Source organism: Paenarthrobacter nicotinovorans (genome assembly GCF_007670255.1).
Lineage (GTDB): Bacteria > Actinomycetota > Actinomycetes > Actinomycetales > Micrococcaceae > Arthrobacter > Arthrobacter nicotinovorans_B.
This window is the reverse complement of the sequence record NZ_SZVS01000020.1, coordinates 1-24,686: the sequence shown is the minus strand read 5'-3', so window position 1 is coordinate 24,686 and position 24,686 is coordinate 1. Positions and strand designations below refer to the sequence as shown.

General features: G+C 63.1%; 21 protein-coding genes and 1 tRNA gene. 14 read left to right on the top strand and 8 right to left on the bottom strand.

What is annotated here, in order from left to right; all coding sequences use genetic code 11:
* The first annotated feature begins 236 nt into the window (after positions 1 to 236).
* Positions 237 to 1,004, top strand: a complete 768-nt coding sequence (locus FDP28_RS20180) for an ABC transporter ATP-binding protein (protein WP_144663389.1) — start codon at positions 237 to 239, stop codon at positions 1,002 to 1,004.
* Positions 997 to 2,367, top strand: coding sequence for an FtsX-like permease family protein (locus FDP28_RS20175; protein WP_260842557.1), 1,371 nt, complete (start codon positions 997 to 999; stop codon positions 2,365 to 2,367). The genes FDP28_RS20180 and FDP28_RS20175 overlap by 8 nt, the downstream gene beginning before the upstream one ends.
* 78 nt (positions 2,368 to 2,445) lie before the next feature.
* Here the strand turns inward: FDP28_RS20175 and FDP28_RS20170 are convergent, their stop codons facing one another.
* Both FDP28_RS20170 and FDP28_RS20165 read right to left on the bottom strand, forming a co-directional pair.
* Complete coding sequence (locus FDP28_RS20170) at positions 2,446 to 3,465, bottom strand: LacI family DNA-binding transcriptional regulator (protein ID WP_144663388.1); 1,020 nt, start codon at positions 3,463 to 3,465, stop codon at positions 2,446 to 2,448.
* A 14-nt stretch (positions 3,466 to 3,479) separates the two neighbouring features.
* Complete coding sequence (locus tag FDP28_RS20165) at positions 3,480 to 4,679, bottom strand: Gfo/Idh/MocA family protein (RefSeq protein WP_144663387.1); 1,200 nt, start codon at positions 4,677 to 4,679, stop codon at positions 3,480 to 3,482.
* Positions 4,680 to 4,893: 214 nt separating this feature from the next.
* Between FDP28_RS20165 and FDP28_RS20160 the strand changes: the two genes are divergently transcribed.
* From FDP28_RS20160 to FDP28_RS20145, 4 genes are all read left to right on the top strand, one after another.
* Positions 4,894 to 5,853 (top strand): carbohydrate ABC transporter permease, encoded by a 960-nt coding sequence (locus FDP28_RS20160; protein ID WP_186313732.1) that lies wholly within the window; start codon positions 4,894 to 4,896, stop codon positions 5,851 to 5,853.
* 9 nt (positions 5,854 to 5,862) lie between these two features.
* A complete protein-coding gene (locus FDP28_RS20155; RefSeq protein ID WP_144663386.1) occupies positions 5,863 to 6,786 on the top strand; it encodes a carbohydrate ABC transporter permease in 924 nt (307 codons plus the stop codon).
* Between the two features lie 72 nt (positions 6,787 to 6,858).
* Positions 6,859 to 8,214, top strand: a complete 1,356-nt coding sequence (locus FDP28_RS20150) for an ABC transporter substrate-binding protein (protein WP_144663385.1) — start codon at positions 6,859 to 6,861, stop codon at positions 8,212 to 8,214.
* 102 nt (positions 8,215 to 8,316) lie between these two features.
* Entirely contained in the window at positions 8,317 to 10,488 is a 2,172-nt protein-coding gene (locus tag FDP28_RS20145; RefSeq protein WP_144663384.1) for an alpha-galactosidase, read from the top strand.
* An 85-nt stretch (positions 10,489 to 10,573) separates the two neighbouring features.
* Here the strand turns inward: FDP28_RS20145 and aroQ are convergent, their stop codons facing one another.
* Positions 10,574 to 11,041, bottom strand: coding sequence for a type II 3-dehydroquinate dehydratase (gene aroQ, locus FDP28_RS20140; RefSeq protein WP_144663383.1), 468 nt, complete (start codon positions 11,039 to 11,041; stop codon positions 10,574 to 10,576).
* Positions 11,042 to 11,170: 129 nt separating this feature from the next.
* Positions 11,171 to 12,355, bottom strand: coding sequence for a MarP family serine protease (locus FDP28_RS20135; RefSeq protein WP_144663382.1), 1,185 nt, complete (start codon positions 12,353 to 12,355; stop codon positions 11,171 to 11,173).
* A 235-nt stretch (positions 12,356 to 12,590) separates the two neighbouring features.
* Here FDP28_RS20135 and FDP28_RS20130 point away from each other — a divergent pair, with 235 nt between their 5' ends.
* Positions 12,591 to 13,268, top strand: a complete 678-nt coding sequence (locus tag FDP28_RS20130) for a Crp/Fnr family transcriptional regulator (RefSeq protein ID WP_011775987.1) — start codon at positions 12,591 to 12,593, stop codon at positions 13,266 to 13,268.
* A gap of 165 nt (positions 13,269 to 13,433) precedes the next feature.
* On the opposite strand, the gene FDP28_RS20125 is transcribed toward FDP28_RS20130, so the two are convergent.
* The 3 genes from FDP28_RS20125 to FDP28_RS20115 are packed head-to-tail and all read right to left on the bottom strand — an operon-like array spanning position 13,434 to position 15,057.
* Positions 13,434 to 14,345 (bottom strand): NUDIX hydrolase, encoded by a 912-nt coding sequence (locus FDP28_RS20125; RefSeq protein ID WP_144663381.1) that lies wholly within the window; start codon positions 14,343 to 14,345, stop codon positions 13,434 to 13,436.
* 17 nt (positions 14,346 to 14,362) lie between these two features.
* The gene (locus FDP28_RS20120) at positions 14,363 to 14,899 is read right to left on the bottom strand and encodes a RidA family protein (RefSeq protein ID WP_144663380.1); all 537 of its coding nucleotides are present in this window, start codon (positions 14,897 to 14,899) and stop codon (positions 14,363 to 14,365) included.
* Positions 14,900 to 14,901: 2 nt separating this feature from the next.
* A complete protein-coding gene (locus tag FDP28_RS20115; RefSeq protein WP_011775990.1) occupies positions 14,902 to 15,057 on the bottom strand; it encodes a DUF4177 domain-containing protein in 156 nt (51 codons plus the stop codon).
* 37 nt (positions 15,058 to 15,094) lie between these two features.
* On the opposite strand from FDP28_RS20115, the gene FDP28_RS20110 reads away from it, so the two are divergent.
* The 6 genes from FDP28_RS20110 to FDP28_RS20085 all read left to right on the top strand — a co-directional run bounded on the left by FDP28_RS20110 (position 15,095) and on the right by FDP28_RS20085 (position 22,883).
* On the top strand, positions 15,095 to 17,398 hold the full coding sequence (locus tag FDP28_RS20110) for a transglycosylase domain-containing protein (protein ID WP_260842556.1): 2,304 nt from the start codon (positions 15,095 to 15,097) through the stop codon (positions 17,396 to 17,398).
* Between the two features lie 3 nt (positions 17,399 to 17,401).
* The gene (locus FDP28_RS20105) at positions 17,402 to 18,349 is read left to right on the top strand and encodes a metallophosphoesterase (protein ID WP_144663378.1); all 948 of its coding nucleotides are present in this window, start codon (positions 17,402 to 17,404) and stop codon (positions 18,347 to 18,349) included.
* A gap of 167 nt (positions 18,350 to 18,516) precedes the next feature.
* Complete coding sequence (locus FDP28_RS20100) at positions 18,517 to 20,316, top strand: ABC transporter ATP-binding protein (protein ID WP_144663377.1); 1,800 nt, start codon at positions 18,517 to 18,519, stop codon at positions 20,314 to 20,316.
* The gene (locus tag FDP28_RS20095; protein WP_144663376.1) at positions 20,313 to 22,145 is read left to right on the top strand and encodes an ABC transporter ATP-binding protein; all 1,833 of its coding nucleotides are present in this window, start codon (positions 20,313 to 20,315) and stop codon (positions 22,143 to 22,145) included. The genes FDP28_RS20100 and FDP28_RS20095 overlap by 4 nt, the downstream gene beginning before the upstream one ends.
* Before the next feature lie 99 nt (positions 22,146 to 22,244).
* Positions 22,245 to 22,321 (top strand) — tRNA-Pro (locus tag FDP28_RS20090).
* A 184-nt stretch (positions 22,322 to 22,505) separates the two neighbouring features.
* Positions 22,506 to 22,883: an SdpI family protein gene (locus tag FDP28_RS20085; protein WP_144663375.1), complete on the top strand. Its 378-nt coding sequence runs from the start codon at positions 22,506 to 22,508 to the stop codon at positions 22,881 to 22,883.
* Between the two features lie 77 nt (positions 22,884 to 22,960).
* Here the strand turns inward: FDP28_RS20085 and FDP28_RS20080 are convergent, their stop codons facing one another.
* Entirely contained in the window at positions 22,961 to 23,179 is a 219-nt protein-coding gene (locus tag FDP28_RS20080) for a hypothetical protein (protein WP_144663374.1), read from the bottom strand.
* 124 nt (positions 23,180 to 23,303) lie between these two features.
* Between FDP28_RS20080 and FDP28_RS20075 the strand changes: the two genes are divergently transcribed.
* On the top strand, positions 23,304 to 24,569 hold the full coding sequence (locus FDP28_RS20075) for a helix-turn-helix domain-containing protein (protein WP_144663373.1): 1,266 nt from the start codon (positions 23,304 to 23,306) through the stop codon (positions 24,567 to 24,569).
* The last annotated feature ends 117 nt before the right edge of the window (positions 24,570 to 24,686 follow it).

Genomic DNA, 24,686 nt, shown 5'->3' with positions numbered 1-24,686 from the left:
ACCTTGCCCGGCAACAATCGCGCCCTCAGAAGGAAACCGACCAGCCAACTGCACCCGGCCACACACATATCGTCTAGCCGTCCTGCCCATCTAGGGGACAGATAACGCTCCAATGACGGCCCATTGGAGCGTTTGCTGTCCCCCAGTTGGGTCTCATACCGCGGGTGGAGGCCGGGCCGCGGAGTTCAACCGGCAGACGGACGCCTGCCCATGGGTCCTTTGGGGATGCTGGTTATATGAACGCCATCCTCCACGCTCAACAACTCACCAAGCATTACCCAGGCAGCATTGCGCTGGACCACGTCGACTTCACCGCGAACGCCGGTGAATCCATTGCCATCATCGGCCCTTCGGGTTCGGGCAAGACAACTCTTCTGCACTGCCTCGCCGGGATATTAAGGCCCGACGCCGGCTCCATCACCTTGAGCACACCTTCGGCACCGCTGCGCCTGGACACTTTGGGGGACGCAGCGTTGTCCCGCCTGCGCCGCGAGGAGTTCGGCTTCGTCTTCCAGCAGGGCATGCTCCTGCCCGAGCTCACTGCCGTGGAAAACGTGGCCCTGGCGCTCATGCTCAACGGCACGGACAGGTCCATTGCCGAGTCCCGCGCCGCGGAGTGGCTCGCTGCGTTGGGCCTGGCGGGGATGGAACAGCGCAGGCTGGGTGAACTGTCCGGTGGCCAAGTCCAGCGTGTGGCCATCGCCCGGGCACAGGTAACCGGCGCCAGGGTCGTGTTTGCCGATGAGCCGACCGGGGCCCTGGACTCAGCAACGTCAACGGAAGTTCTCGACGTCCTGCTTCATTCCGTGGCCGCCAACGGGCGAACCCTGCTGGTTGTCACCCACGATCCCAACGTAGCCGCACGTTGCCAACGCGTCGTGGAACTGCGGGACGGCAGGATCGTGGCGGACAGCGCGGGAGCAGCGGACAACGCCGGAATCGCGCCTGCCGCTGCCAGCCCTGCCCCCGCAACCACCAGTTTCAAAGGTGCCTTCAATGTCTAGCCTCACCATGGCCCTCAGACTCAGTCCCTATCTTGCGCGCAGCAGCGGGAACAGTTTCCGCGAAACTGGACTCCGTGATGCCGGGCTGCCCATCCTTGCCTTCGGCACAGTGACCGCGCTCCTGCTCACCGTCGCGGGCGGCTCCCAGGTTTTCTGGTCCTGGACCGACGACATCGCAGGCACGTACCAAGCGCTGGCCGTCGTCGCAATGGTCTTGCTCATCATCCCGCTGTTGACGCTCGGTGCCTCAGCCGCCCGGCTGGCCGCCCGCCGTCGTGATGACCGGCTGGCATCCCTGCGCCTGTTGGGCGCCAACAGCGCGACCGTCGTCTGGATGACTGTCATTGAATCAAGCGTCCTGGCGGCGGTGGGGGCATTGGCCGGTGCCGGACTGTACGCGTGCGCGGCCCCGTTCCTGGGCTTGATCCAGTTCCGTGGGCAGGCGATCGGCAGCCACGCATGGCTGTCGATCCCGTCCATCCTGGGCTGCATCCTGGCCGTATGCATCCTTGCGGCGGCGAGCGCCGCGCTTGGGCTGCGGAAGGTGGTGGTGACCCCCCTGGGCGTCAGGACCCGGCAAACGGCCGACGGCGCGCACTGGGTTCGCGGACTCATCGCGGCTGTTGTTGTGGTGATCGGAGTGGTGGCGATGGGAATGCTCAGCAGCTTTGGGGCCTTCATCGTGATCATCGCCGTCATGGGTGGCTGCTTTGGCCTGGCGTTGTTGGCGCTGAACCTCATGGGTCCCTGGATCCTGCGCCTGCGGGCATCGTCCCAGCTCAAGCGCGCGAAAAAGCCGGAGCAGCTACTCGCGGCACGCACTGTATTGGAGAGTCCCAAGGAATCGTGGCGGCAAGTTGGGGGCGTCGCGATGACCAGTTTTGTGGGAGTCTTCGTGGGCGTGGGCATGGCCATAGCGGACGCCATGGGCACCGCCGGCGACACCGAAGCTGCACTGCTCGTTCGGGACATCAATACCGGAGTGATGATTACCCTGCTGGGTTCGTTCCTCATGGTGGCGTGTTCGGCAGGCGTGAACCAGGCCGCCGCCGTACTGGACAGGGCGTCGACGCTGGTGGCCCTGGACCGGGTGGGGATGCCGCGCAAACTGATGGTGGCGGCGCGGGTCAGGGCCGTGATGTCGCCGTTGTTCCTGGTGGCCGGCATATCCGCAGCCGCTGCCGCCGTCCTGGTCCTGCCGTTGACGGGTGCGGTGCTGCTGACCCAGCCCCTGGTGCTCCTGACCATCGTGGGAGTGTTCGCGGCCGGGTTCCTTCTGGTTCGGCTTGCTGTTGCCGCCGGGACAGCTCAGATCGCCCAGGTGCTGGCCCGTCCGGAGCGCTACGCGAGCGTGGACTCGTAGCAAGCCCCGCCGAGTTGGCATTTGATGACAATGTTGGGCCCAAACATTGTCATTAAATGCCACTTCGGCGGAGGGGGCCTAGGCGCAGCCGCAGGATTGCCGGATGATCAACTCCGTAGGCAGGACCTGATGTTGCAGCTCTTCGCCGCGCCCCTTACCGACCAAGGCCCGAACGGCTGCCTGTGCCATCGCTTGGACGGGCTGCGCGACGGTGGTGAGCGCCGGCCAGCTGTATTCGGAGTCCAGGGAGCCGTCGAAGGAAACCAGCGCCAGCTCATCGGGAACACGCACGCCCGCCTCGTGGAGCGCCCTGAGGATGCCGATCGCCTGCATGTCGTTGCTCGCGAAGACAGCGGTGGGCCGGTTGGCCATGGAGAGGAAACGCTTGCCTACCTCGTAGCCCCCGGGACGGCTGAACGGGCCATGCAGCATGGGGCCTTCGGCCAATCCGGCGTCACGGAGCGCGGCAAGCCAACCCACCTCGCGGCCGTCCAACTGGTTGCCCGTGTTGGTTCCAATGGCCAGGCCTATGTTGGTGTGGCCATGGCCGATCAAGTGCTCCACGGCAGCGCGGGCGCCCGCTTCCAGGTCAACACCCACACTGCTAAAACCCTGCGGGGAGCCCGCGTTGTTCAACAAGACAGCCGGGATTTCCGAGGCTTCAAGCTCGGTGACATCGGGGTCGAACACACAACTTGCCAGGAACACCCCATCGACCTGCCGGGCGGCAAGGGTACGGATGTTCTTGCGCTCCCGCGTCAGGCTTCCGTCCGAGTTGGTCAGCACCATCCCGAAGCCAAGTTCCGCCGCCGCGTCTTCCACCGCGTGGGCAAGCTGGGTGAAGAACGGGTTGGTATTGTCCGGCACCACGACGCCGATGGTTTCGCTGGAACCCAGCTTCAGCGCGCGTGCTGCCGCGTTGGGACGGTAGCCAAGGATGCGGATGGCTTCGCGGACTTTGGCTTCGGTTGCCGGAGCTACGTTCTTTGGCCCACCATTGACCACATAACTCACGACGGCGGTACTCACCCCGGCGTACCGGGCCACGTCTTTGCGTGTAACCGGTCCGCGCGGGGTTTGTACTGCTGCTGTTGTCATGGGGTAAATGCTAGCTACTCCACAGGGGCATCACCGAAGTCGCGGATCGGAAGCCGTTCGCCGCCTCGGAGGGCAGACTCGTGGGCCACGATGCCTGGAAGGGTGAACCGGGCGGCCACCCAGGCGTTGACCGGGGGAAGGCTGCGGTTGTTCACGGCAGTCACAAAGTCGTCCACAAGGAACTGGTGGCTGCCTTCGTGTCCGTTGGGCGCTCCGAGGAATTCCTCGGGGAGCCGGGACTGATCGTGCACTGGAGCCAATCCTGAGATGAAGGCGTCCCGGAGCTCGGGCGCCACGTCCGCCAGCGAGGGATCGTCGGCGGACATGGTGGGCCTGGTTTCCACCTGCTCGGACACATCCTGCACCGATGACTTGTCCTGCCACACAGTGGTGGTGGCGAGCTGTTCAAAGCTGGCGTCGGTTCCGAAGAAGCGGAAGCGGGATTCGCGGATGTGGGACGGATACCCCACGCGGCGCATCTCATTGGTGCGCATCGCACCGCCGTCGTTCATCTCGAACAGGGCGGTGGCGTTGGAGAAGTCGTTGGCGAACATACTGACGTCCTTGTCGAAGACGCCATCGCCCCGCTGGTCCTTGACTCCGATGCAGCTCACGCTGACGGCGTGGCCCTGCACAGCACCGAGCACGCCGCCGATGGCGTGGGTGGGGTACAGCATGGGCGGATAGCTTGCGGTTTCCTTCCAGCGTTCCCCGCCGCTGTATTGGTAGGCCTCGTAGAAGCCGAGGTCCATGTCGTGGACGTAGTCGCCCTCGGTGTAGAAGATCCGGCCGAACTTCCCCTCGGCGTGCTGCTGCCGGGCGAAGACAGTGGCGGGGTTGTAGTAGCTGGTCTCCCCCATCGCATAGACCAACTTGGTTTCTCGTACGGCCTCGATGATCCGCTCGATCTCCTCTTCGGAAATTGCCATCGGCACCGCCGAGTACACATGCTTTCCGGCCCGCAGGGCCCGCTCCACCAAGGGGCCGTGGGTCCACCGCTGCGTAAAGATGGCGACAGCATCGACGTCGGACTCCAGCAGCTCCTCGAACGAGGCCATGGTGCCGTCCAGACCCCAGCGCTGCTGCGCTGCCGCGGCTCTCGCAGGGAGTTCGTCCACCGCATAGACCGCGCTGACACCGGGGTGAAGCTTGAAGAGATGGGCGAACTGGCTGCCGAACTGCCCCACGCCAACAACACCAATCGAAAACGTCATTGTTTGCCTTTCCTGCGGCCGCGCACAGCAGCCGTTTGTCCGTCGTGTCTTGCGTACGCTCGAGTGTCGCACCCGCTATCTACACGAGTCAACAGAAACAACATTTCCGAACATTTTTCATCAAAACTTCGCGGCAGGTCTTGCCAAGGCAAAATCTACTCGTGTAGATTCGCCTGCAGCTGTTACCCGCATCACTCCCAAGAAAGGGTCGACGATGACCACGCTAACCAAGCAACCGGATCCTGGACTTGCCCCCAGGGCACCGCGGAAGTCGCACAAGCGGGGAAAACCATCCGACGGGTTCCGCGGCATCGGAGACTTGAAAGTCGCGCTCTTCTTCATCGCCCCGGCGATGCTCGGATTGATCCTCTTCTACCTTGTCCCCACCATCCGCGGTATTTACCTCAGCTTCACCGAGTACAGCATCCTGGGCGATCCGGAATGGATCGGCGCAAAGAACTACGAACGCATAGCCAAGGATCCGCTGTTCTGGAACGCCCTGGGCGTTACGGGGGAATACGTGGTGATCAACATCGTCCTGCAGACGGCGTTGGCCCTGGGCCTTGCAATCCTGATGCACCGTGTTGCAAGGTCCACACTCATTCGCGGCGCGCTCCTGATGCCCTACTTGATGGCGAACGTCATCGCGGCTCTGCTGTGGTTCTGGATGCTTGATTACCAGATCGGCATCATCAACCAGATCATCGAATGGACCGGGCTGCCCCGGGTAGCGTTCTTCGGCAGCGAGCAATGGGCCATCCCCACACAAGCGCTCATCAACACGTGGCGGCACATGGGCTACACGGCGCTCCTGATCTTCGCCGGGCTCCAGGCCATCCCGAGCAGTGTCTATGAGGCCGCCAGCATCGACGGTTCCAAGGCCATGACCACTTTCTGGCGGATCACCCTGCCACTGCTGCGACCGGTCCTTGTACTGGTCCTCGTCGTGACCGTCATCGGTTCCTTCCAGGTCTTTGACACCGTTGCAGTCACCACGGCCGGTCATCCTGTCAATGCGACCCGCGTGCTGCAGTTCTACATCTACCAGCGCGCCTTCAACGAACAGGACTTCGGCTACGGATCTGCCTTGGCTGTCATCCTCTTCCTCATCCTTGCCATCGTCGCTTTCATCCAGATGAAGTTCCTCCGCGGCAACCAGTCGGACCTGGACTAAGGACACGCCATGACCACACTTACCTCACGCACCAACGTCGGCCGCCGCCCACTCGGCCGTCCCTTCAACTGGCGCCGCGCCATAGCCCTGACCCTCCTTGCCTTGGCCATCGCGGTGAGCATACTGCCCTTCTACTGGGTGCTCCGCACAGCCCTGTCCACCAACGGCTCCCTCGCCGCGAACTCCGCCAACCTTCTGCCGGCCGACTTCAACCTGGGGGCATTCAAACGGGTCTTCGGCCTCCAGAGTGCCTCCGAAGCCATCGCAGAAGGCGGCTCGGGCGCGTCGATCAATTTCTGGCAGTACCTCTGGAACTCGTTGCTTTTCGCAGGCATCACCACAGCCTGCGCCGTGTTCTTCAGCTCAATGGCCGCCTACGCCTTCTCCCGGCTGCGGTGGAAAGGGCGCGACGCAGTCTTCTCCCTGTTCCTTGCCACCATGCTTGTCCCACCGATCTTCACCGCCCTGCCCAACTTCCTGCTCATCAAGAACCTGGGCCTGCTCAATTCCATGCTCGGACTCGTGCTGCCGTACCTGTTCATGACCCCGTTCGCCATCTTCTTCATGCGCCAGTTCTTCCTGAACATGTCCCGGGAAGTTGAAGAGGCCGCAATGCTCGACGGTGCCAAACACTGGCGGATCTTCTTCCAGATCATCATGCCCAACGCCGCAGCCCCGATCGCGACCCTGGCACTGCTGACGTTCATGGGCCAGTGGAACGAATACTTCTGGCCCCTGTTGGTAGGCACCTCCGAAGAGTCCCGGGTGCTCACCGTGGGACTCGGGGTCTTCAAATCCCAGTCCCCGCAAGGTGCTCCCGACTGGTCCGGGCTCATGGCCGCAACACTCGTCTCCGCCACGCCCGTGTTGATCCTGTTCGCCATCTTCGGCAAACGGATCGTCAACTCCATCGGCTTCAACGGCACCAAATAGCCCGATCCACCTCCCTCACGCGGAAACCGGCCTGCACCGGCACGCACCCATCCCGTCCTGAAAGGACCAACCATGATGAAAAAGAAGGCAATCGGCGCCGTCGCCGCAGCCGCCGTCCTCGCACTCTCCGCCTGCTCGGGCGGGAACTCCGGAGGCAGCTCCGGCGGAGACTCGGCCAAGGGCGAGATCAACTACTGGCTGTGGGACGCCAACCAGCTCCCCGCATACCAGCAGTGCGCCACTGACTTCAGCAAAGCCAACCCGGACATCACCGTGAAGATCACCCAAACCGGTTGGGACGACTACTGGTCCAAGCTCACCAACGGCATGGCCTCCGGCACTGCGCCGGATGTCTTCACGGACCACCTGTCCAAATATCCGGACTTCCTCAAGACCAAACAGCTGGTTGCCCTCGATGACGCCATTGCGAAGGACAACGTAAACCTCTCCCAGTACAACGAAGGCCTCGCAGACCTCTGGGTGGGTCAGGACGGCAAGCGCTACGGTCTTCCCAAGGACTGGGACACGATCGCACTCTTCTACAACCAGAAGATGGCCACCGACGCCGGCATCACCCCGGAGCAGATGGGCTCGCTGACCTGGAACGCACAAGACGGCGGGACGTACGAGAAGGTGATCGCCCGCCTCACCATCGATAAGGAAGGCAAGCGCGGCGACGAAGCGGGCTTCGACAAGAACAACGTTGCCGTCTACGGATTGGGTCTGCCGGGCTCCGACGCAGAGAACGCCGGCCAGACGCAGTGGAGCTACCTCTCTGCCACCACTGGCTGGACCACCACGGACAAGAACCCTTGGGGAACCCACTTCAACTACGACGACAAGAAGCTCCAGGACACCATCGACTGGTGGGCCTCGCTCACCGAGAAGGGCTACATGCCCAAGCTTGAAACCACCGTCGGTGCCAATGCCGCCGACAACTTCGGTGCAGGCAAGGCCGCCATCAACAGCAATGGCTCCTGGATGATCGGCCAGTACACCGGCTACAAGGGCATCGACGTCGGCATCGCTCCCACGCCGAAGGGTCCCGAAGGCAAACGTGCCTCCATGTTCAACGGCCTGGCCGATTCCGTATGGGCCGGTACCAAGAAGAAGGACGCAGCCATCAAGTGGGTGGAGTACCTCGGTTCCGCCGCCTGCCAGGACGTCGTAGCGTCAAAGGCCGTCGTGTTCCCGGCCATCACCACCTCCTCCGAGAAGGCCGCAGATGCCTTCAAAGCCAAGAACGTGGACGTCAGCGCCTTCACCCAGCATGTGAAGGACAAGACCACCTTCATGCTCCCGATCACGGACAACGCCGCCAAGGTTTCCGGAATCATGAAGCCGGCCATGGACGCGGTTGTCTCGGGTAAGTCCCCTGCCAGTTCGCTGACAGCTGCCAACGAGCAAGTCAACGCACTCTTCAAGTAGAACCCTCCCGTTGTGAGGCCTGCTCTGCGCCCCATTACCCCCGCAAAGCACGCAGAGCAGGCCTCACAACACCCGACTCCAGATCCTGAAAGCGACTCATACATGCAACCGCTCCATCTCCGTTCCGCAGGCACCAGCCTGGTGATCAGCACCCACCGAGGAGAGGCTGAGATAACCCACTGGGGAGCAGACCTGGGCGATTCCCTGCCCGACCTCGCCATCCTCAACGAGCCCATCCCACCCTCTGCCATCGACGCCAACGTTCCTGCCGGGCTCCTTCCCCAGGCGTCGTCGTCGTGGCAGGGCCGGCCGGGACTCCGCGGTCACCGCGTTATCGACGGCGTACCCGGCTTCGATTTCTCGGTGCGCCTGCGTGTGATGAGTGCGACGGCGGACGGCAGTACCGCCGTCGTGCTTCAGTCGGATCCCGACGCCGGCATCACGGTGGCAAGCAACCTCACCTTGCATCCGGGCGGGCTTCTGGAACTGCGGCACACAGTGACCAACGAAGGCTCCTCGCCTTTCCAGGTGGATGAGCTGGCCACCATGCTGCCGGTGGCGCCGGACGCCGTCGAGCTTTTGGACCTGACCGGGCGCTGGTGCCGTGAGCGGCACCCGCAGCGACGGGCAATCCAGCAAGGTACGTGGGTGCGCACCGGCCGCCACGGCCGCACCGGGCATGATTCGTCGGTGCTGCTGGCCGCCGGGACCGCCGGTTTTGGAAACCGCCATGGCAAGGTGTGGGCCACGCATCTGGCATGGAGCGGCAACCATGAGCAATTCGCGGACAGCGTGGCCGATGGCCGCACCATGGTGGGCGGTTCGGAGCTCCTGGGCGCGGCTGAAGTGGTGCTGCAACCAGGTGACAGCTATACGACTCCGGCACTGTACGCCGCGTACTCAGACCGTGGGCTCGACGGCATCAGCGAGGCGTTTTACAGCTGGTTCCGCTCACGTCCCCACCATGTGGACACACCCCGCCCAGTAGTCCTCAACACCTGGGAAGCGGTGTACTTCGACCACGATCTGGACACCTTGATCGAGCTGGCGGAGTCGGCTGCCGACCTTGGCGTTGAGCGTTTCGTGCTCGACGACGGGTGGTTCCGCGGGCGCCGCGACGACCACGCCGGGCTGGGCGATTGGTACGTGGACGAGGCTCTCTGGCCTTCGGGCCTCACTCCCCTGATCGACGCCGTGACCTCCCGCGGCATGGAGTTCGGGCTGTGGGTGGAGCCGGAAATGGTCAACCTGGATTCGGACGTTGCCCGGGCGCATCCGGAATGGATCGTGGGACCTGCTGCCGTGTCCCACAAGGACGGCGGGCGGCTCCCCCTGGAGTGGCGGCAGCAGCACGTGGTTGACCTTGTGAACCCGGAAGCGTGGCAGTACATCTTTGACCGCATCGATGCCTTGCTGAGGGAGAATAACATCAGCTACCTCAAGTGGGACCAGAACCGGGACCTCCTGGAACACGGTCATGCCGGCCGCGCGTCAGTGCACGAGCAAACGCTGGCCGCTTACCGGCTGTTCGACGCTTTGCGGGCGGCTCACCCGGGTGTGGAGATTGAGAGCTGCTCCTCCGGTGGCGCCCGCGTGGACCTGGGGATCCTGGAACGGACGGACCGGATCTGGGCTTCGGACTGCAACGATGCCCTGGAGCGGCAGACCATCCAGCGCTGGACCGGCGTCCTGGTTCCGCCCGAACTGGTCGGCGGGCACGTCGGCCCCACCACCTCCCACACCACCGGCCGCACGCACGACCTCTCCTTCCGCGCCATCACTGCCTTGTTCGGGCACTTCGGCATGGAGTGGGACGTCCGGTCCGTTGCGGGCGCCGAGCGCGAGGAACTCAAGCGCTTCATCGCGTTGTACAAGGAGCATCGGGCCCTCATCCACAGTGGACGGATGGTCCGCGCGGATGTCCCTGACGAGTCGCTGATGGTGCATGGCGTGGTTGCTTCAGAGTACGACGGCGGCGCTCCAGCAGGTGCCACAGCGGCACTGTTCGCCGTGGTCAAGACCCGGACGGGCTTCAGCGAACTCCCGGGCCGGGTGGCGATTCCGGGGCTCGATCCGCTGCGCTCCTACCGCGTGGAGCTCCTCTTTCCGAGCGCCGCCGACGCAGACTACGGGCACACGTTCACCGAGGCCAAGCCAGCTCCTTGGTTGGCATCAGGGGCGGAGGCCAGCGGGCGTTTCCTGGGCGAAGTCGGGCTCCCTATGCCCGTGCTGAACCCGGAGCACGCCATCGTGCTGCGACTCACCGCCCTGTAACCCTCGCTCACATCCCACAGGCTTCCCGGGAACCCTCGCTCACAACCCACAGGCTTCCCGGGAACCCTCGCTCACGTAACGGACGTCAGGCAGCAGCGTCAGCCAGGTAATCGATCGCCAGCTTGTACCCGAGCACGCCTGCGCCAACGATGATCGCGTTGCACACTCCCGAGAGGTACGAGTGGTGCCGGAACTCTTCGCGCTGGTGAACGTTGGTGATGTGAACCTCGACGGCGGGCAACTGCACGGCCGCGATGGCATCCCGAAGTGCCACAGACGTGTGCGTGTAAGCACCCGCGTTGATGACGATGCCGACGGCGGTACCGCGGGCTGCATGGATGGCGTCCACCAGGTCGCCTTCGTGGTTGGACTGCACACAATCCACCGTGAAGCCGTGCGCGGTGGCCGCAGTCATGGCGAGGTGCTCGACGTCGGCCAGCGTGGAGGTTCCGTACTTCTCGGGCTCGCGTGTGCCCAGAAGGTTGAGGTTGGGTCCGTTGATCACAAGGATGGTGCCGCGACCGGCTTCGGTGGCGGGGGTGGCTTCAGTCATGGCTCCCAATCTATCGCCGCGAGAGAGTGTCCGGGAATTAGGCCCATTAGGTGAGAGAGCGTGCCCTAAAAACAGTCACTATGTGAGAGAGGGCCGCCCAAATGCGCGGGTGATGTGAGAGAGGGCTGGTTACTTGCGGGTGCACTGCCCGGCGGAGACCTGCTCGCTGAGGCCTGGTGCCTGCGCCGCCACGGGTTCCACGTCGGTCATGGTCAAGGCGAACCCCAAGGCCGCGTCCGTGGTGGTCTTGGCGAAGATCAGACCGGCTACTTGGCCGTCCATCGTCAGCAGGGGTCCGCCCGAGTTTCCGGGCTGGACATCCCCGGCCAGCTTGTACACCAGCTCCGGCGAGGGATTGTTGCCATAAATATCCGGAACCAGAATCGGCGAGATCCCCTGCACAGTGGCGGGCTTGGACTGGAAGGGACCGCCATGCGGGTAGCCGGCAAACGCCGCAGGGCTTCCACCCGGCAGGTCCGAGCTCAGCGGCAGCGGGTTGGACTTCAGGCCGTCCACGGCCAATACCGCGATATCCCGCTGGGGGTCGAAGTAGACGACGCGACCCGGCAACGCACCGCCGTCGGGAATTTCCACAACGGGCTGCGACACGCCCGCCACGACGTGCGCGTTGGTGACGACGCGCCCGGGCGACACGACGAATCCGGAACCTGTCTGGTTCTGGCCGCACTCGAACGCTGTTCCGGCGATCTTCAGCACGGATTCAGCGGCACGGTTCAAGGCAGGAGTATCGGTGGACTCGTTGGGAACCGGCACCGGCGTCCCTGGCCCGATGCCCTCAATCAGTTTAGGAATACCGTCGCCGATCACCGTGGACCGCAGTTGCGCCATGGTGCTCTTGACGGGCGTTGGAGTGATGTTGTCGATGTAACGGATCACCCGGGACTCGGCCAATTGCTGCGACACAAACGGCACACCAAGGGAACTGATGCTGAACGCCAGCATGGACATCACCAGCGCGGCCACCACCACGCTCACCACGCCGCCGATCAGGCGGTCCGCCGCATGCAAGGGCTTGATCCGCACTGCGTGGCGGATTTTCCGGCCGATCATGGTTCCGAGCCCGTGCCCCAAAGCAATAAGCACGACGGCGGCCCCCACCGTGGCGGCCAGCCTCCAGCCGCTGTCGGTCACCCAGTTGCTGACGAGCGGGACGGCCACGAATGCAGCGATGGCACCGACGATGAATCCGGCAATACCGCCCAAGGTGACCATGAAGCCGTTGCGCAGGCCATAGATCAAGTAGGACAGGAGCATCAAAATCAATGCCAAATCCAATATCGTCAAGCCAAACACCAATGCTCCTCATAGCCGGGTAGCGCCAATTGTAGTTGTGGACCCTGACAGCCAACCGTTAGTCACATCACCATGGGGTTACGGTCAAAGGTTGTTTTAAAGCGGTCCTTCGGGCCTTGAACACCGCCAACCCGCGCCATTTCAGCGTTTCACGTGCCAAGTACGTCACAGAAGCTCAAAAATTCTGAAACAATGGCTGGAGCGCCACGACCGAAACTTATATTCAGGAGATTTCATGGACATCGAGGTATTGCGCCGCGCACCCCTCTTCGCCACCCTTGACGACGACGCATTCCGCCTGCTGACGGACGAACTCACCGAGGTGGACCTTTCACGTGGAGCTTCCGTGTTCCGCGAAGGCGACCAGGGTGACCAGCTCTACTTCATCGTTTCCGGCAAGGTGAAGCTCGGCCGTACCTCCCCCGACGGCCGCGAGTCCCTGCTGGCCATCCTCGGCCCGGGCGAACTCTTCGGCGAAATGGCGTTGTTCGACCCCAGCCCGCGTACCGCCACGGCCACCGCCGTTTCCGAAACGCGCCTTGCAGGCCTGAAGAACGAGAGCCTCAACGCCCTGCTCCGCACGCGTCCCGAGGTTTCCGCCCAGCTGCTGCAGGCACTGGCCCGCCGTCTGCGCCGGACCAACGATTCCTTGTCCGACCTCGTCTTCTCCGACGTGCCGGGCCGCGTTGCCAAGGCACTCCTGGACCTCGCCGACCGCTTCGGTCGTCCGGCCACCGACGGGGTTCTGGTCGCCCACGAGCTCACCCAGGAAGAACTGGCCCAGCTGGTTGGCGCTTCCCGCGAAACCGTCAACAAGGCACTGGCCGAATTCGTTCAGCGCGGCTGGCTGCGGTTGGAAGCCCGCGCCGTCGTCATCCTGGACATGCAGCGACTCCGCCAGCGTTCGCGCTAAAGAGCTACACGAAAAAGCCGCCCCGGTTCGACGCCGGGGCGGCTTTTTTGGTGTCTTGGTGAGCGAGCGTTCGACTCAAGCGGGTGGGATGTGAGCGAGCGTTCGGCTCAAGCCGGTGGGATGTGAGCGAGCGTTCGGCTCAAGCCAGTGGGATGTGAGCGAGGGTCAGCGTTCGCGCTGGGGCTCGCCGGCGACGGTGCGTGCGGCCTCGACTTCAAGCAACAGCTGCCCGCCTTCGTCCACCAGCTTGGGCTGATACACGTGCGCTTTGCGCTTGTAGCTCAGGTACGCGATACACCCATTGGCGTGGGCCATCTTCTCAAGCATGATCTCCGAGCCCGGCACCAAAAGCTGGCCCAAGTTCAGGCCGACGGTGTTTGGCTGGCCGATCTCATCGCCCAAGGCGGGAGTATCGCGCAGGGCAATGGCCTCGGACGCCGACACCCAACGGCCCCACACACCCTTGCTGCCAAGGATGCTGGGCTGCTGGTTCACCGGAACCGTGGCTGCGAAGTAGCGGGTGTTGAACCGCGTGTGGGCGAAGTCCGGGCTCAGCCAGTTGACCAGCGGTTTCAGCAGATCGGTCCGCAGGGCAAGCCCACGCTTGGTGAGCACCTCCGTGAAGGACTTCTCCTGGGCGGCTACGGCTTCGCGGGCCCGCATCCACTCCACAGTGGAGTTGGCCTCCACGGTGGAGGAGGCATCCGGACCTGCCAGCAGGACACCGGTCTCTTCGAAGAGCTCACGGATGGCGCCTACCACGTGACGGCGGGCGAGCCCGACGTCGTCCGTCCCCATCTGCTCAGCCCACTGCTGGGGTGAGGGACCCACCCAAGCGATGGGGTCGTCGTCGGACGGGTCCAGGGAGCCACCGGGAAACGCCACGACTCCCAACGGCGAGGAACCAGGCCGGTATCCAAGCCAGGTCTCCAAGCCGGAGGGTGAATCGCGCAAGAGGACAACAGATGACGCATAGCGGGCGGCCCTGGGGGTCCGCTCGCCGAGCTCAAGCCAGTTTTGTGCTGCCCCCTCGAGTGCGGGGGGCAGTACAAACAGGCGACGGGCAAGCTGGGGCACTTCGGTGAACCGGTTCCTTAGCTGAATTCAGCGATGAGCTCGACCTCTACGGGAGAGTCGAGGGGCAGGACAGAAACGCCGACGGCGGAACGTGCGTGGATGCCGGCGTCGCCGAACACCTGTCCCAGAAGTTCGGAGGCACCGTTGATGACGCCGGGCTGGCCGGTGAAGGTGGGCTCGGAGGCAACGAAGCCGACCACCTTGACAATGCGGGTCACGCGGTCGAGGTCGCCGATGACACTCTTGACGGCGGCCAGCGCGTTGATCGCGCATACAGCGGCGTAGCGCTTGGCTTCTTCGGGATCGACGGTTGCTTCATCCGACGCGCCCAACTCGCCCAACGAGACCTTGCCCGTAGCTTCGAGTTTGCCGTTAATAAAGGGCAGCTGTCCGGAGGTGTAAACGTAGTTGCCGGAGACGACCGCCGGGACGTAGGCAGCCACGGGGGCGGCGACCTCGGGAAGGGTCAGACCGAGCTCGGCCAAACGCTGCTCGACGGCCGACGTCGGGGCGCCGGATTCCGCGGGAGAGGTGGTTTCTGCGGGGGTGGTCATGGTTACTGCTTCTCCCTCTTCAGGTATGCGACAAGGCCTTTGCCATCGGGGCCGCCGACAACCTGGACAAGCTCCCAGCCGTCTTCGCCCCACTGGTCCAGGATCTGCTTGGTGGCGTGAATAATAAGCGGAATCGTGGCGTACTCCCATTTGGTCATGACAGAAAGCCTAGCCCGTGCCGGTAAACTGGAAAACATGGTGACTCGCAAGAACCCCATATTCGACACTGCCACCACCCTCGGAAAGATTTTAGGTTTCCTTGGCGTGAGTGCGATCTGTGGCGTCCTGGTGGCTGGACTTCTTGTCCCGGCCGCAGCCGTCTCGGGCAGTGCCGCAAGTGGTTCCATCCAGTTCTTTGACACTCTGCCGGCGGAGCTCCAGGTGGATCCGCCCAGCCAGAACACCACGATCCTGGCGAAGGACGGTACGCCGATCGCCTCGATCTACGCGGAGAACCGGACCAAGGTTCCGCTGGACGCGATGAGCCCGTTTATCAAGGACGCTGTCATCTCCATTGAGGACAGCCGTTTTTATGAGCACGGCGGCATCGACACCACCGGCATCATGCGAGCACTGGTGAGCACCGCCCGAGGCAACAAGCAGGGTGCGTCCACCATCACCCAGCAGTACGTGAACAACGTCATCAACGAGTCATTGGTGGCTTCCGGCAAGGGCGACGACGTCCTGCTCAACGGTGTGAACAAGGGTGTGGGCGACAAGCTCCGCGAAATGAAGCTCGCGATCGCTCTGGAGAAGAAGTTCTCCAAGGAGCAGATCCTTGAGGGCTACCTCAACATCGTCTTCTTCAACCGCGACGCCTACGGCATTGAAGCGGCATCGAAGTTCTTCTTCAGCACCACAGCCAAGGACCTGACCCTTCCCCAAGCCGCCCTGCTGGCTGGCCTGGTGAACAGCCCGTCGGCCTTTGATCCGATCACCAACCCGGACAACTCAAAGGTGCGCCGCGACCTGGTGCTCAACGCCATGTTGGCCCAGAAGAAGATCACGCAGGCCCAGCACGATGAAGCCGTAGCCACACCCGTCACCACCAAGGTGACCCCGGCCCGCCAGGGTTGTGCCTACGCCTCGATGGCTCCGTACTTCTGCGACTACGTCCTGCACCTCCTGCTGAACAACCCCGCTTACGGTGACACGCAAGAAGACCGCGAAAAGCGGGTCATGCGCGGCGGCCTGACCATTCAGACCACCCTTGATCCGACCGCCCAGAACGTGGCGCAGCAGCAGGTCGACGCCACGGCAGGTGCCAACCCGGACAAGTGGGGTGCCTCGATCGTCTCGGTCCAGCCGGGCACGGGCCAGATCGTCAGCATGGCCCAGAACACCGTTTGGCTGCCTCAAGAGGGCAAGTTCGATCAGACACAGAACTTCAACGTTGATGTGCTCGACGCCAACGGCAACGACCTCAACGGCATTGGCGGGTTCCAGCCCGGTTCGACGATGAAGCCCTTCACGTTCGCCCAGTGGCTGAATGAGGGGAAGTCGATGAATACGGTGATTAATGCCGCCACGAGGCGATACAAGGCGGGCTTCCCATGGAAGAACACCTGCCCGACACCTGTTACTGATTCGTACGATGCTTCCGCCGGCACCATTGACCTTCAAAACTCTGACGAGGGTTACTACAGGAACATGACAGTCCTGTATGGCCTCATGAACTCCATCAACACTGCGACCTTCGCCTCTGCCGCGCAGGTTGATCTCTGCGGCATTCAAGGCATTGTGGACGCCACTGGTATCCACGCTGGACTTCCTAACCGGGATGGCACGGGCAAGGTCACGGATCCAAACCCGCAGGTTCCTATGACTCGACTGTCTAACTTGATCGGTGCAACCCAGACCGCCCCCCTGACCATGGCCGCGGCTTTTGCGACCTTCGCTGCCGATGGCAAGTACTGTGCACCGATCGCCATCACGTCGGTGAAGGACCAGTCGGGCGCGGACCTTCCTGCGCAGTCCCCCAGCTGCAAGGATGCTGTGAAGCCTGAAGTGGCTCGTGGTGTCGCCTACGCCATGGGCAAGGTATTGGACGAAGGATCGGGCTCCCTGATCCGCCCTGCCTTGAATTCCAAGAACTTCCCTGTTGCCGCCAAGACCGGAACCAACGACACGAACGGCTCCACGTGGGTTGTTGGCTACACCACGGGTCTCGCCACAGCATCCTGGTTCGGAGACCCGTTGGGTAACCAGTCGCGCTACGGACGGAATCTCACCGTCAACGGCAAGTTCTACGAATTCGTTGACGGTTACATGATCGCCGGCCCGCAGTTCACCAACTACATGTTGGCTGTCGCCCCGGCGTACGGCACCAACCCGTTCCAGCAACCGCCGTCCAACCTGCTCGGCGCGCCGACACCGCAACGCAACAACACGCCGTCGAACACCACGCCGTCCACCACGCCTAAGCAAGCGCCGTCCACCGGAACCGGCAACAACGGTAACGGCAATGGAAACAGCGGCGACGCCCCGGGCAAGGACTAACGGGTGACGTTCCGGGATTCGCTGGCAGACCGCGTCCGTTCATTCGGGCGCGGTTTTGCCGTCACTGCTGCCGTGGGTGCAACGGCAGGCACGGCGGCTGCCGCCTACGGCTGGTGGGAGAAGGATCAGTTCGAGGTCCGCCACGAAACGTTGCCGATTCTCCCCGAGGCCTCGGCACCCTTTCGTGTCCTGCATCTGAGCGATATTCACTTTGTCCCGGGACAGGTCAAAAAGACCCACTGGTTGCAGTCCCTGGCAGACCTCAAGCCGGATCTCGTGGTGAACACGGGCGACAACTTGAGCCACACCAAGGCCATCGATCCCCTCGTTCAGGCTTTGAAGCCATTGATGGAGTTCCCAGGCGTCTTCGTTCCCGGCTCGAACGACTACTACGCTCCCCGGATCAAGAACCCTGCGGGCTACTTTCGTGGTCCGTCGAAACCTAAGAAGGAACCGCTCCAGCTCGACTGGCCCAAGCTCCGGTCAGCCTTCGGCATGAGTGGCTGGATCGACCTCACCAACCGCGCCCAGTCGGTGGTGTTCAACGGCCTGCGGTTCGATTTCTCCGGCGTAGACGATCCCCATCTGGGCCGCGAACGCTACGCCGGCTGGCCCCGCGGCACCGTGAACCAGGACGCCCGGCCGCACCTGAAGGTCGCCGTGATTCACGCTCCCTACCAGCGAGTACTAGACCACTTCACCGAGGCTGGTGCAGACCTGATCATCGCCGGACACACCCACGGTGGCCAGATCTGCGTCCCCGGTTACGGCGCCTTGGTCTCCAATTGCGACCTCCCCACGTGGCGCGCCAAGGGCCTCCACGATTGGGAAAGCAAGGGATTCACGACGCCGGTGAACGTCTCGGGCGGCATCGGCACCTCCCGCTTCGCCCCGGTCCGTATCGCTTGCCGCCCGGAAGCGGTGCTGCTGACGCTCACGCCGCGCAACTAAACCAGCGCGCAACTAAACGCCGGGCAGCATTACGAATCCCAATAACTGGGTCAAACATTTCACCGACGTTGCGTGGTCCTGTGAAACGAATCACGCCATGGCATAGGGTAGTTGCTACGGGAAACTACCTCCGCACCATCTGAAGATCCAGCTGTTGAGAAGCGGGCATGTCCAAGCAAACGTCATTTTTCACCTCCGTCGGCCGCCTGTATCCCCATGTGCGGCCCATCCTCCCCCGCCTTGTCATGGGCCTCATTTGCGCCCTGCTTGCCAGCATCGTCGCACTCACCATCCCGCAGGTTTTGCGGGTCCTGGTCAATAACTCGTTGCAGCCCGGCGGCTCCCCGGAAGCAGTCTGGATTGCGGCCGTCGTGATTCTTGGCCTCGGCGTGGCCGAAGCCGGTCTGGTGGCCTTGCGCCGCCAGTTCGTGATCAATCCGGCCACCACCGTGGAAACCCGGATGCGTGTGACCCTCTACGGACACCTGCAGCAGCTCTCGGTTGCGTTCCACGACCGCTGGGGCTCGGGCCAGCTGCTCTCGCGGGCCATGACGGACCTCAGCTTCCTGCGCCGGTGGATGGCGTTCGGCGCGATCATGCTGGTGGTGACGACGCTGACGGTGATCATCGGCGTCGGCGTCATGTTTTCCATGAGCTGGCAGCTGGCCCTCATCTTCCTGGCCGCGGCCGTGCCGATCATGATCAATTCCTTCCGGTTCCGTCGGCGCTTCAGCCTTGTCACTCGACTCAGCCAGGACCAGGCCGGCGACCTCGCCACCACCGTCGAAGAATCGGTCCACGGCATTCGCGTCCTGAAAGCGTTCGGGCGGAGCCGTGAGGCGCTGGAAAACTTTAATGGCCAGGCCGAGGAGCTGCGCCAGACCGAGATCGCCAAAGCTAAACAGCAGGCCGGTTTCACACTGGTTGTCACCCTGCTGCCCGAGCTCGCGCTGGGCGTCGGACTGGTGGTGGGCATCATGCTGGCCGCCAGCGGTCAGCTCAGCATCGGTGCCTTGGTCGCTTTCTTCGCTACCGCGGCGGTTGTGGCTACCCCCGTTGAATTTTCCGGCATGCTTCTGGCGATGGCACTGACGGCAAAGACCGCTCTGGACCGCCACTTCGAGGTCATGGACACCGAAAAAACGATCACGTCGCCGGACGTGCCGGTGGTACCGGAAACCGTCAAAGGCGCCTTGCGTTTTGAACACGCAAGTTTCGGGTTCGACGACGGCGGCACCCTCCTGCACGACATCACCCTGGACATCCGTCCCGGCGAAACAATGGCCCTCGTGGGCATCACGGGAAGCGGGAAGAGCGCGCTGCTTCAACTGGTCCCCCGCCTCTACGACGTGACGTCCGGTGCAGTGACCATCGACGGCGTTGACGTCCGCGACTTCGACATCGCGGAACTGCGCAGGATCGTTGCCGTCGCCTTCGAGGACACCACGCTCTTCTCCAGTTCGGTCCGGGACAACGTGCTCCTGGGCGCCCCGAATCCCAGTGACGCCGCCCTGGACGAGGCGTTGGACGTGGCCCAGGCCCAGTTTGCGTACTCCCTGCCCGAGGGCGTTGACACGCTGATCGGCGAGGAAGGCCTGAGTTTGTCCGGCGGCCAGAGGCAGCGCATCGCCCTGGCCCGCGCCATCGCCGCCACGCCGAAAGTCCTGGTCCTCGACGATCCCCTGTCCGCCCTGGACGTCAATACCGAAGAACGCGTGGAAGCCCGCCTGCGCGAGGTCCTCCGCGAGACCACCACGTTGATCGTCGCGCACCGTCCTTCCACTGTGGCATTGGCGGACCGGGTGGCGTTGCTCCAAAACGGGACCATCACCGCCGTCGGAACCCATACGGAACTGTTGGCCGAAAACGACCACTACCGCTACGTCATCGCGAGCCTGGACGCGGGCCCGAAGGACCTCGATACCGAACTGGACGAGCTCGAAGAAGCTGAGGAGGCCCGCCGGTGAGCGCCACGACCTTTGGTACCGCCAATGAGGACAACACCCTCCTCAGCAAGGCAGACAGTAAAGCCGTACGACGCCGGTCGCTCGCCTTGCTTGCCTCGCTCATCCGACCGGTCCGGTTGCGTTTCTGGCTGACGATCGTGATGGTGGTGGTTTCGCAGCTGACCCGCGTTGCGGGACCGGCGCTGATCGCGTTCGGCATCGACCACGCGCTCCCGGCACTTCAGTCCGGCGACAACGGTCCGTTGGTGTTGGCTGGCTCGCTCTACTTGGCCGCCGCAGTTGCGACAGCCGGAATGACGGCTCTCTACGTGACCTCCACGGCCCGGCTGAGCCAGGCGATGCTCCTGGACCTGCGGCTCCGCGTCTTCCGGCACACGCAGCGCCTGAGCCTGGAATTTCACGAGAAATACACCTCTGGACGCATTATTGCCCGGCAAACTTCTGACCTGGAAGCGCTGCGGGAGCTTCTGGATTCCGGCGTCAGTTCCTTGGCTTCGGGCATGCTGTTCATGGTGTTCACCGCTTTCACGGTGTTCGCGTTGGATTGGCGCAGTGGCTTGATAATGCTTGCGGCCGGCGTCCCGATGTTCTTCCTGGCCCGCTGGTACCAGAAGCACTCGCAGATCGCGTTCCGGGAGTCCCGCGTGGTCTCGGCGCGCCTGATCGTGCACTTCGTGGAAACCATGACCGGCATTCGCGCCGTGAAGGCCTTCCGCAAGGAGCGCGAGAACGCAGCCCGCTATGGCGAGTTGGCTGAGGACTACCGCAAGAACACCGTCCGCTCCATCAACCTGAACGGCATCTTCCAGCCGGGGTTGGTGTTGATCGGCAACGTCTGCGTAGCCGTGGTCCTGCTGTTCGGCGGCTTCCGGGTGCTCAGCGGTGATCTCGCTGTGGGTGTCCTGCTGGCACTTATCCTCTCCACCAAACGCTTCTTCCAGCCGGTGGACCAGATGGCGATGTTCTACAACTCGTTCCAGAGTGCCCAGGCCGCACTGGAGAAGGTCTCGGGGCTGCTTGAGGAAGTGCCCACGGTGCGTCCGCCGAAGAACCCGGTGCCGCTGAAGAGTTCACGGGGTGAGATCGACTTCAAGGGCGTGGAGTTCGGCTACAGCGACGGCCAGCTGGTTGTTCCTGCCCTGGACCTGCACATCCCTGCCGGGCAAACCGTAGCCTTGGTGGGACAGACAGGTGCCGGCAAGTCCACGCTGGCCAAACTCATCGCCCGCTTCTACGACGTCACGTCCGGTTCCATCACCCTGGACGGGGTGGACCTGCGGGACTTGGCTACCACGGACCTCCGCCGTGCCGTGGTGATGGTGACCCAGGAGGCCTTCCTCTTCAGTGGATCGGTTGCCGACAACATCGCTCTTGGTCGCCCGGAAGCTTCCCGCGCAGAGATTGAGGCTGCAGCTGCGGCAGTGGGTGCCCACGAGTTCATCATGAGCCTTCCCGAAGGCTACGACACCGACGTCAACAAGCGCGGTGGCCGGGTGTCTTCGGGACAACGGCAGCTCATCGGTTTCGCGCGGGCATTCCTTGCCGCGCCTGCGGTATTGATCCTGGATGAGGCGACGTCGTCCCTGGACATTCCTTCCGAGCGCATGGTCCAGCAGGGGTTGGCCCAGCTGCTGGAGGGCGTCGCCGGAGGGAACGATGCCCGCACGGCCATCATCATCGCCCACCGGCTCTCCACCGTTGAGACGGCGGACAGGGTGCTGGTGGTCCACGACGGACGCATTGTTGAAGATGGCTCGCCGGCCGAGCTGATCAGCGGCGGTGGCCGGTTTGCCCTGTTACACGGAGCCTGGCGGGATTCATTGGTGTAGTCGTGGCGTGTGGTGCGAGTGTGGCGAGGGACACCCACTCCCCGATTTCGCATCCCGCAGCGATTCAGCTATCCTTGAACAGTTGCTTTCGCAGCGGATCGGGATGTAGCGCAGCTTGGTAGCGCGCTTCGTTCGGGACGAAGAGGTCGCAGGTTCAAATCCTGTCATCCCGACCAATACGAAAATGGCGTCGAGAAATCGGCGCCTTTTTTGTTTAACACCCAAGCCCAAGGAATATCACCCGGCGGAAGTTATCCACAGGCGCGTGGCTGCTCGTTGCACGGCGACTCTCTTGGCCTCTAGGCTCGCGCCTGATGACTGAATGCAGTCACAGCAAAGTATTTTGGGGGCGGTTGCCAGATGTCCAGCGATCAGATTGGCCTTGTCATAGGATTGGGCGTGCTCGGCGCGGCGCTGCTGGCAGGCGGCGTTCTTGGCCTCGGTGGCTGGCTGCCCATGAACCAAGTGGTTGGTATCCGCCTCCCATCGGTCATGATGTCCGATGCCGCGTGGAGGGCCGGACACAGGAGCGCCGGGCCCTACCTTGTCATCGGCGGCGCGTCTGCTGGAGCCGCCGCAGCGGTGGCCGCCCTGGTTCCCTCGGCAAATCCGCTGACGGTTTCGCTGGCAGGTGGAGGAAGTGCAGTGCTGTTCCTGGTTATCGGAGCCGTCGTCGCCTCCAAGAGTGCGCTTCGGGCGGAAAGCCGCCAACCGGCGTCGACTCCTGGTGCGCCATGAGCGTTGCAGCCGAAAAGGGCAAAAGAAAACCCCGGGGCATCGCTCGTCACGCCCCGGGGTATCTTCGGATGTCTTGCTTACATCGGATCCGGCCAGTTGCCGATCGACATCGGCGTGGCGGTGGTGTCCGTTGTCTTGGTCGGCGCCGAAACGCGCATAGGATCAGGCCAGTTGCCAATGGCACTGACCGATGAGTTGGAATCTACAGCCGACGCTGCAGAGACGACTGCGGGAGCCGCAACCGACAAGGTCAGTGCGCCTGCCATGGCCACTGACGCGGCGATTTTTTTGAACATGATGTACCCCAATGCGAGTCGGATTCGTTACGGAAATTGCGCGGTCCCTGTTGACATACATTGTAAAATGTTTTCCACAGAGACTGTCAAGGTTTTGGTCAAAAGACACCTGTAGGAGGAACCCGTGGGAAACGGATTCGGCGAGAAGCTACGTGCCGAACGGCTCGAACGCGGGTTAACGCAGGCCGAGCTCGGCAAAAACCTGTACTCACCCAGTTACATCTCCCTGCTTGAAACGGGTCGCCGCGAGCCCACGGCCGAGGTCATCGAGGAGTTGGCCCGCCGACTCGAACTTGCGCCCAAGGCCCTTGAAGCGTGGAGCCAACCCGTTACCGTAAGCGACGCTGAATACGTCCTTGCCGGCTTGTACGCCCGCCAAGCATGGGACTTGCGCGATTACCAGCTCGCTGCCAGCCACGCCGCCACTGCCGCGCAGATTGCCCTTGAGGCCAAGAACAACAGCGCCTGGTGGAACATGACCTACATGCAGGCCGAATGCGTCATGAAGCAAGGCCAGCTGAAGGAATGCCAGCAGATTGTTGAGCATCTGTTGGAACATCCCATGGCCACCGAGTCTGCCGGCCTCGGAGTACGCGCCTGGCAGATGCTTGCCGCCGTGTGTCACGGACAAGGGCAGCTGGCCACCGCCGTCGAGCATGCAAAACAAGCCGTCAAGCTCAGCGAGCAACTGCCCAAGGGCTCCACGCTCATCATTGGCGCGCACCGCGCGCTGATCGGCGCGCTGGCTGAGAGCGGCAAGCTCGACGAGGCCTGGGAGTACTGCCTGGCGATGATCGAGCACATGGACGAACATTCGATGTCGCAACTGGCTGGCGAGGTTGCGTGGGTGGTGGGCAACGTCGCCTTCATGCGCCACGACTACACCGAGGGCATCAAGCACCACGAACGCGCCGCGAAGCTGCTCTCCCCCGCCAACGATATCGAACTGTGGGCCCGCTTCAACAAGGCATCGGCTGCGGTACGCCTGTCCTCAGGAATTGTGGAACCGGAAACTCTGTCCGCCATTGAGCGTGCGGAACTGGCGCTGTCCATTGTGGGCGGAAACAAGACGGATCAACTGGAAGTCGCCTTCATCCGCGCCCGGTGGCTATACCTGACCGGGGACATTCCGGCCGCCGTCGAGAAGCTGCGCGAAATCCATGCCGACCGCAAGGTTCTGGCCCGACACACGGCTGGTGAGGTGTCGTTGCTGCTCGGCAAGTCCTTGAAGGCAGCCGGTGAAGCTGCAGAAGCCCTGACTTTCCTGGAAGAAGCGCAACACGACTTCAGCGCTGCAGGCGCCTCGGACCGCGTTCAACAGGCCATGGACGCCGTACTGGAGATCCGCCTAGCCGAGCGTCGGGCCGCGAAGGAACACTCCGAAGCCTGATTTAAACCCAACTGGGGGACGGCACATGTTCCACTGAGCGCTTGTCATGTCTCAGGACCTTGTAGACAGTTCATGTCTCAGGACTTCGTAGACAGTTGGTGTCTCATGAGTGTGTAG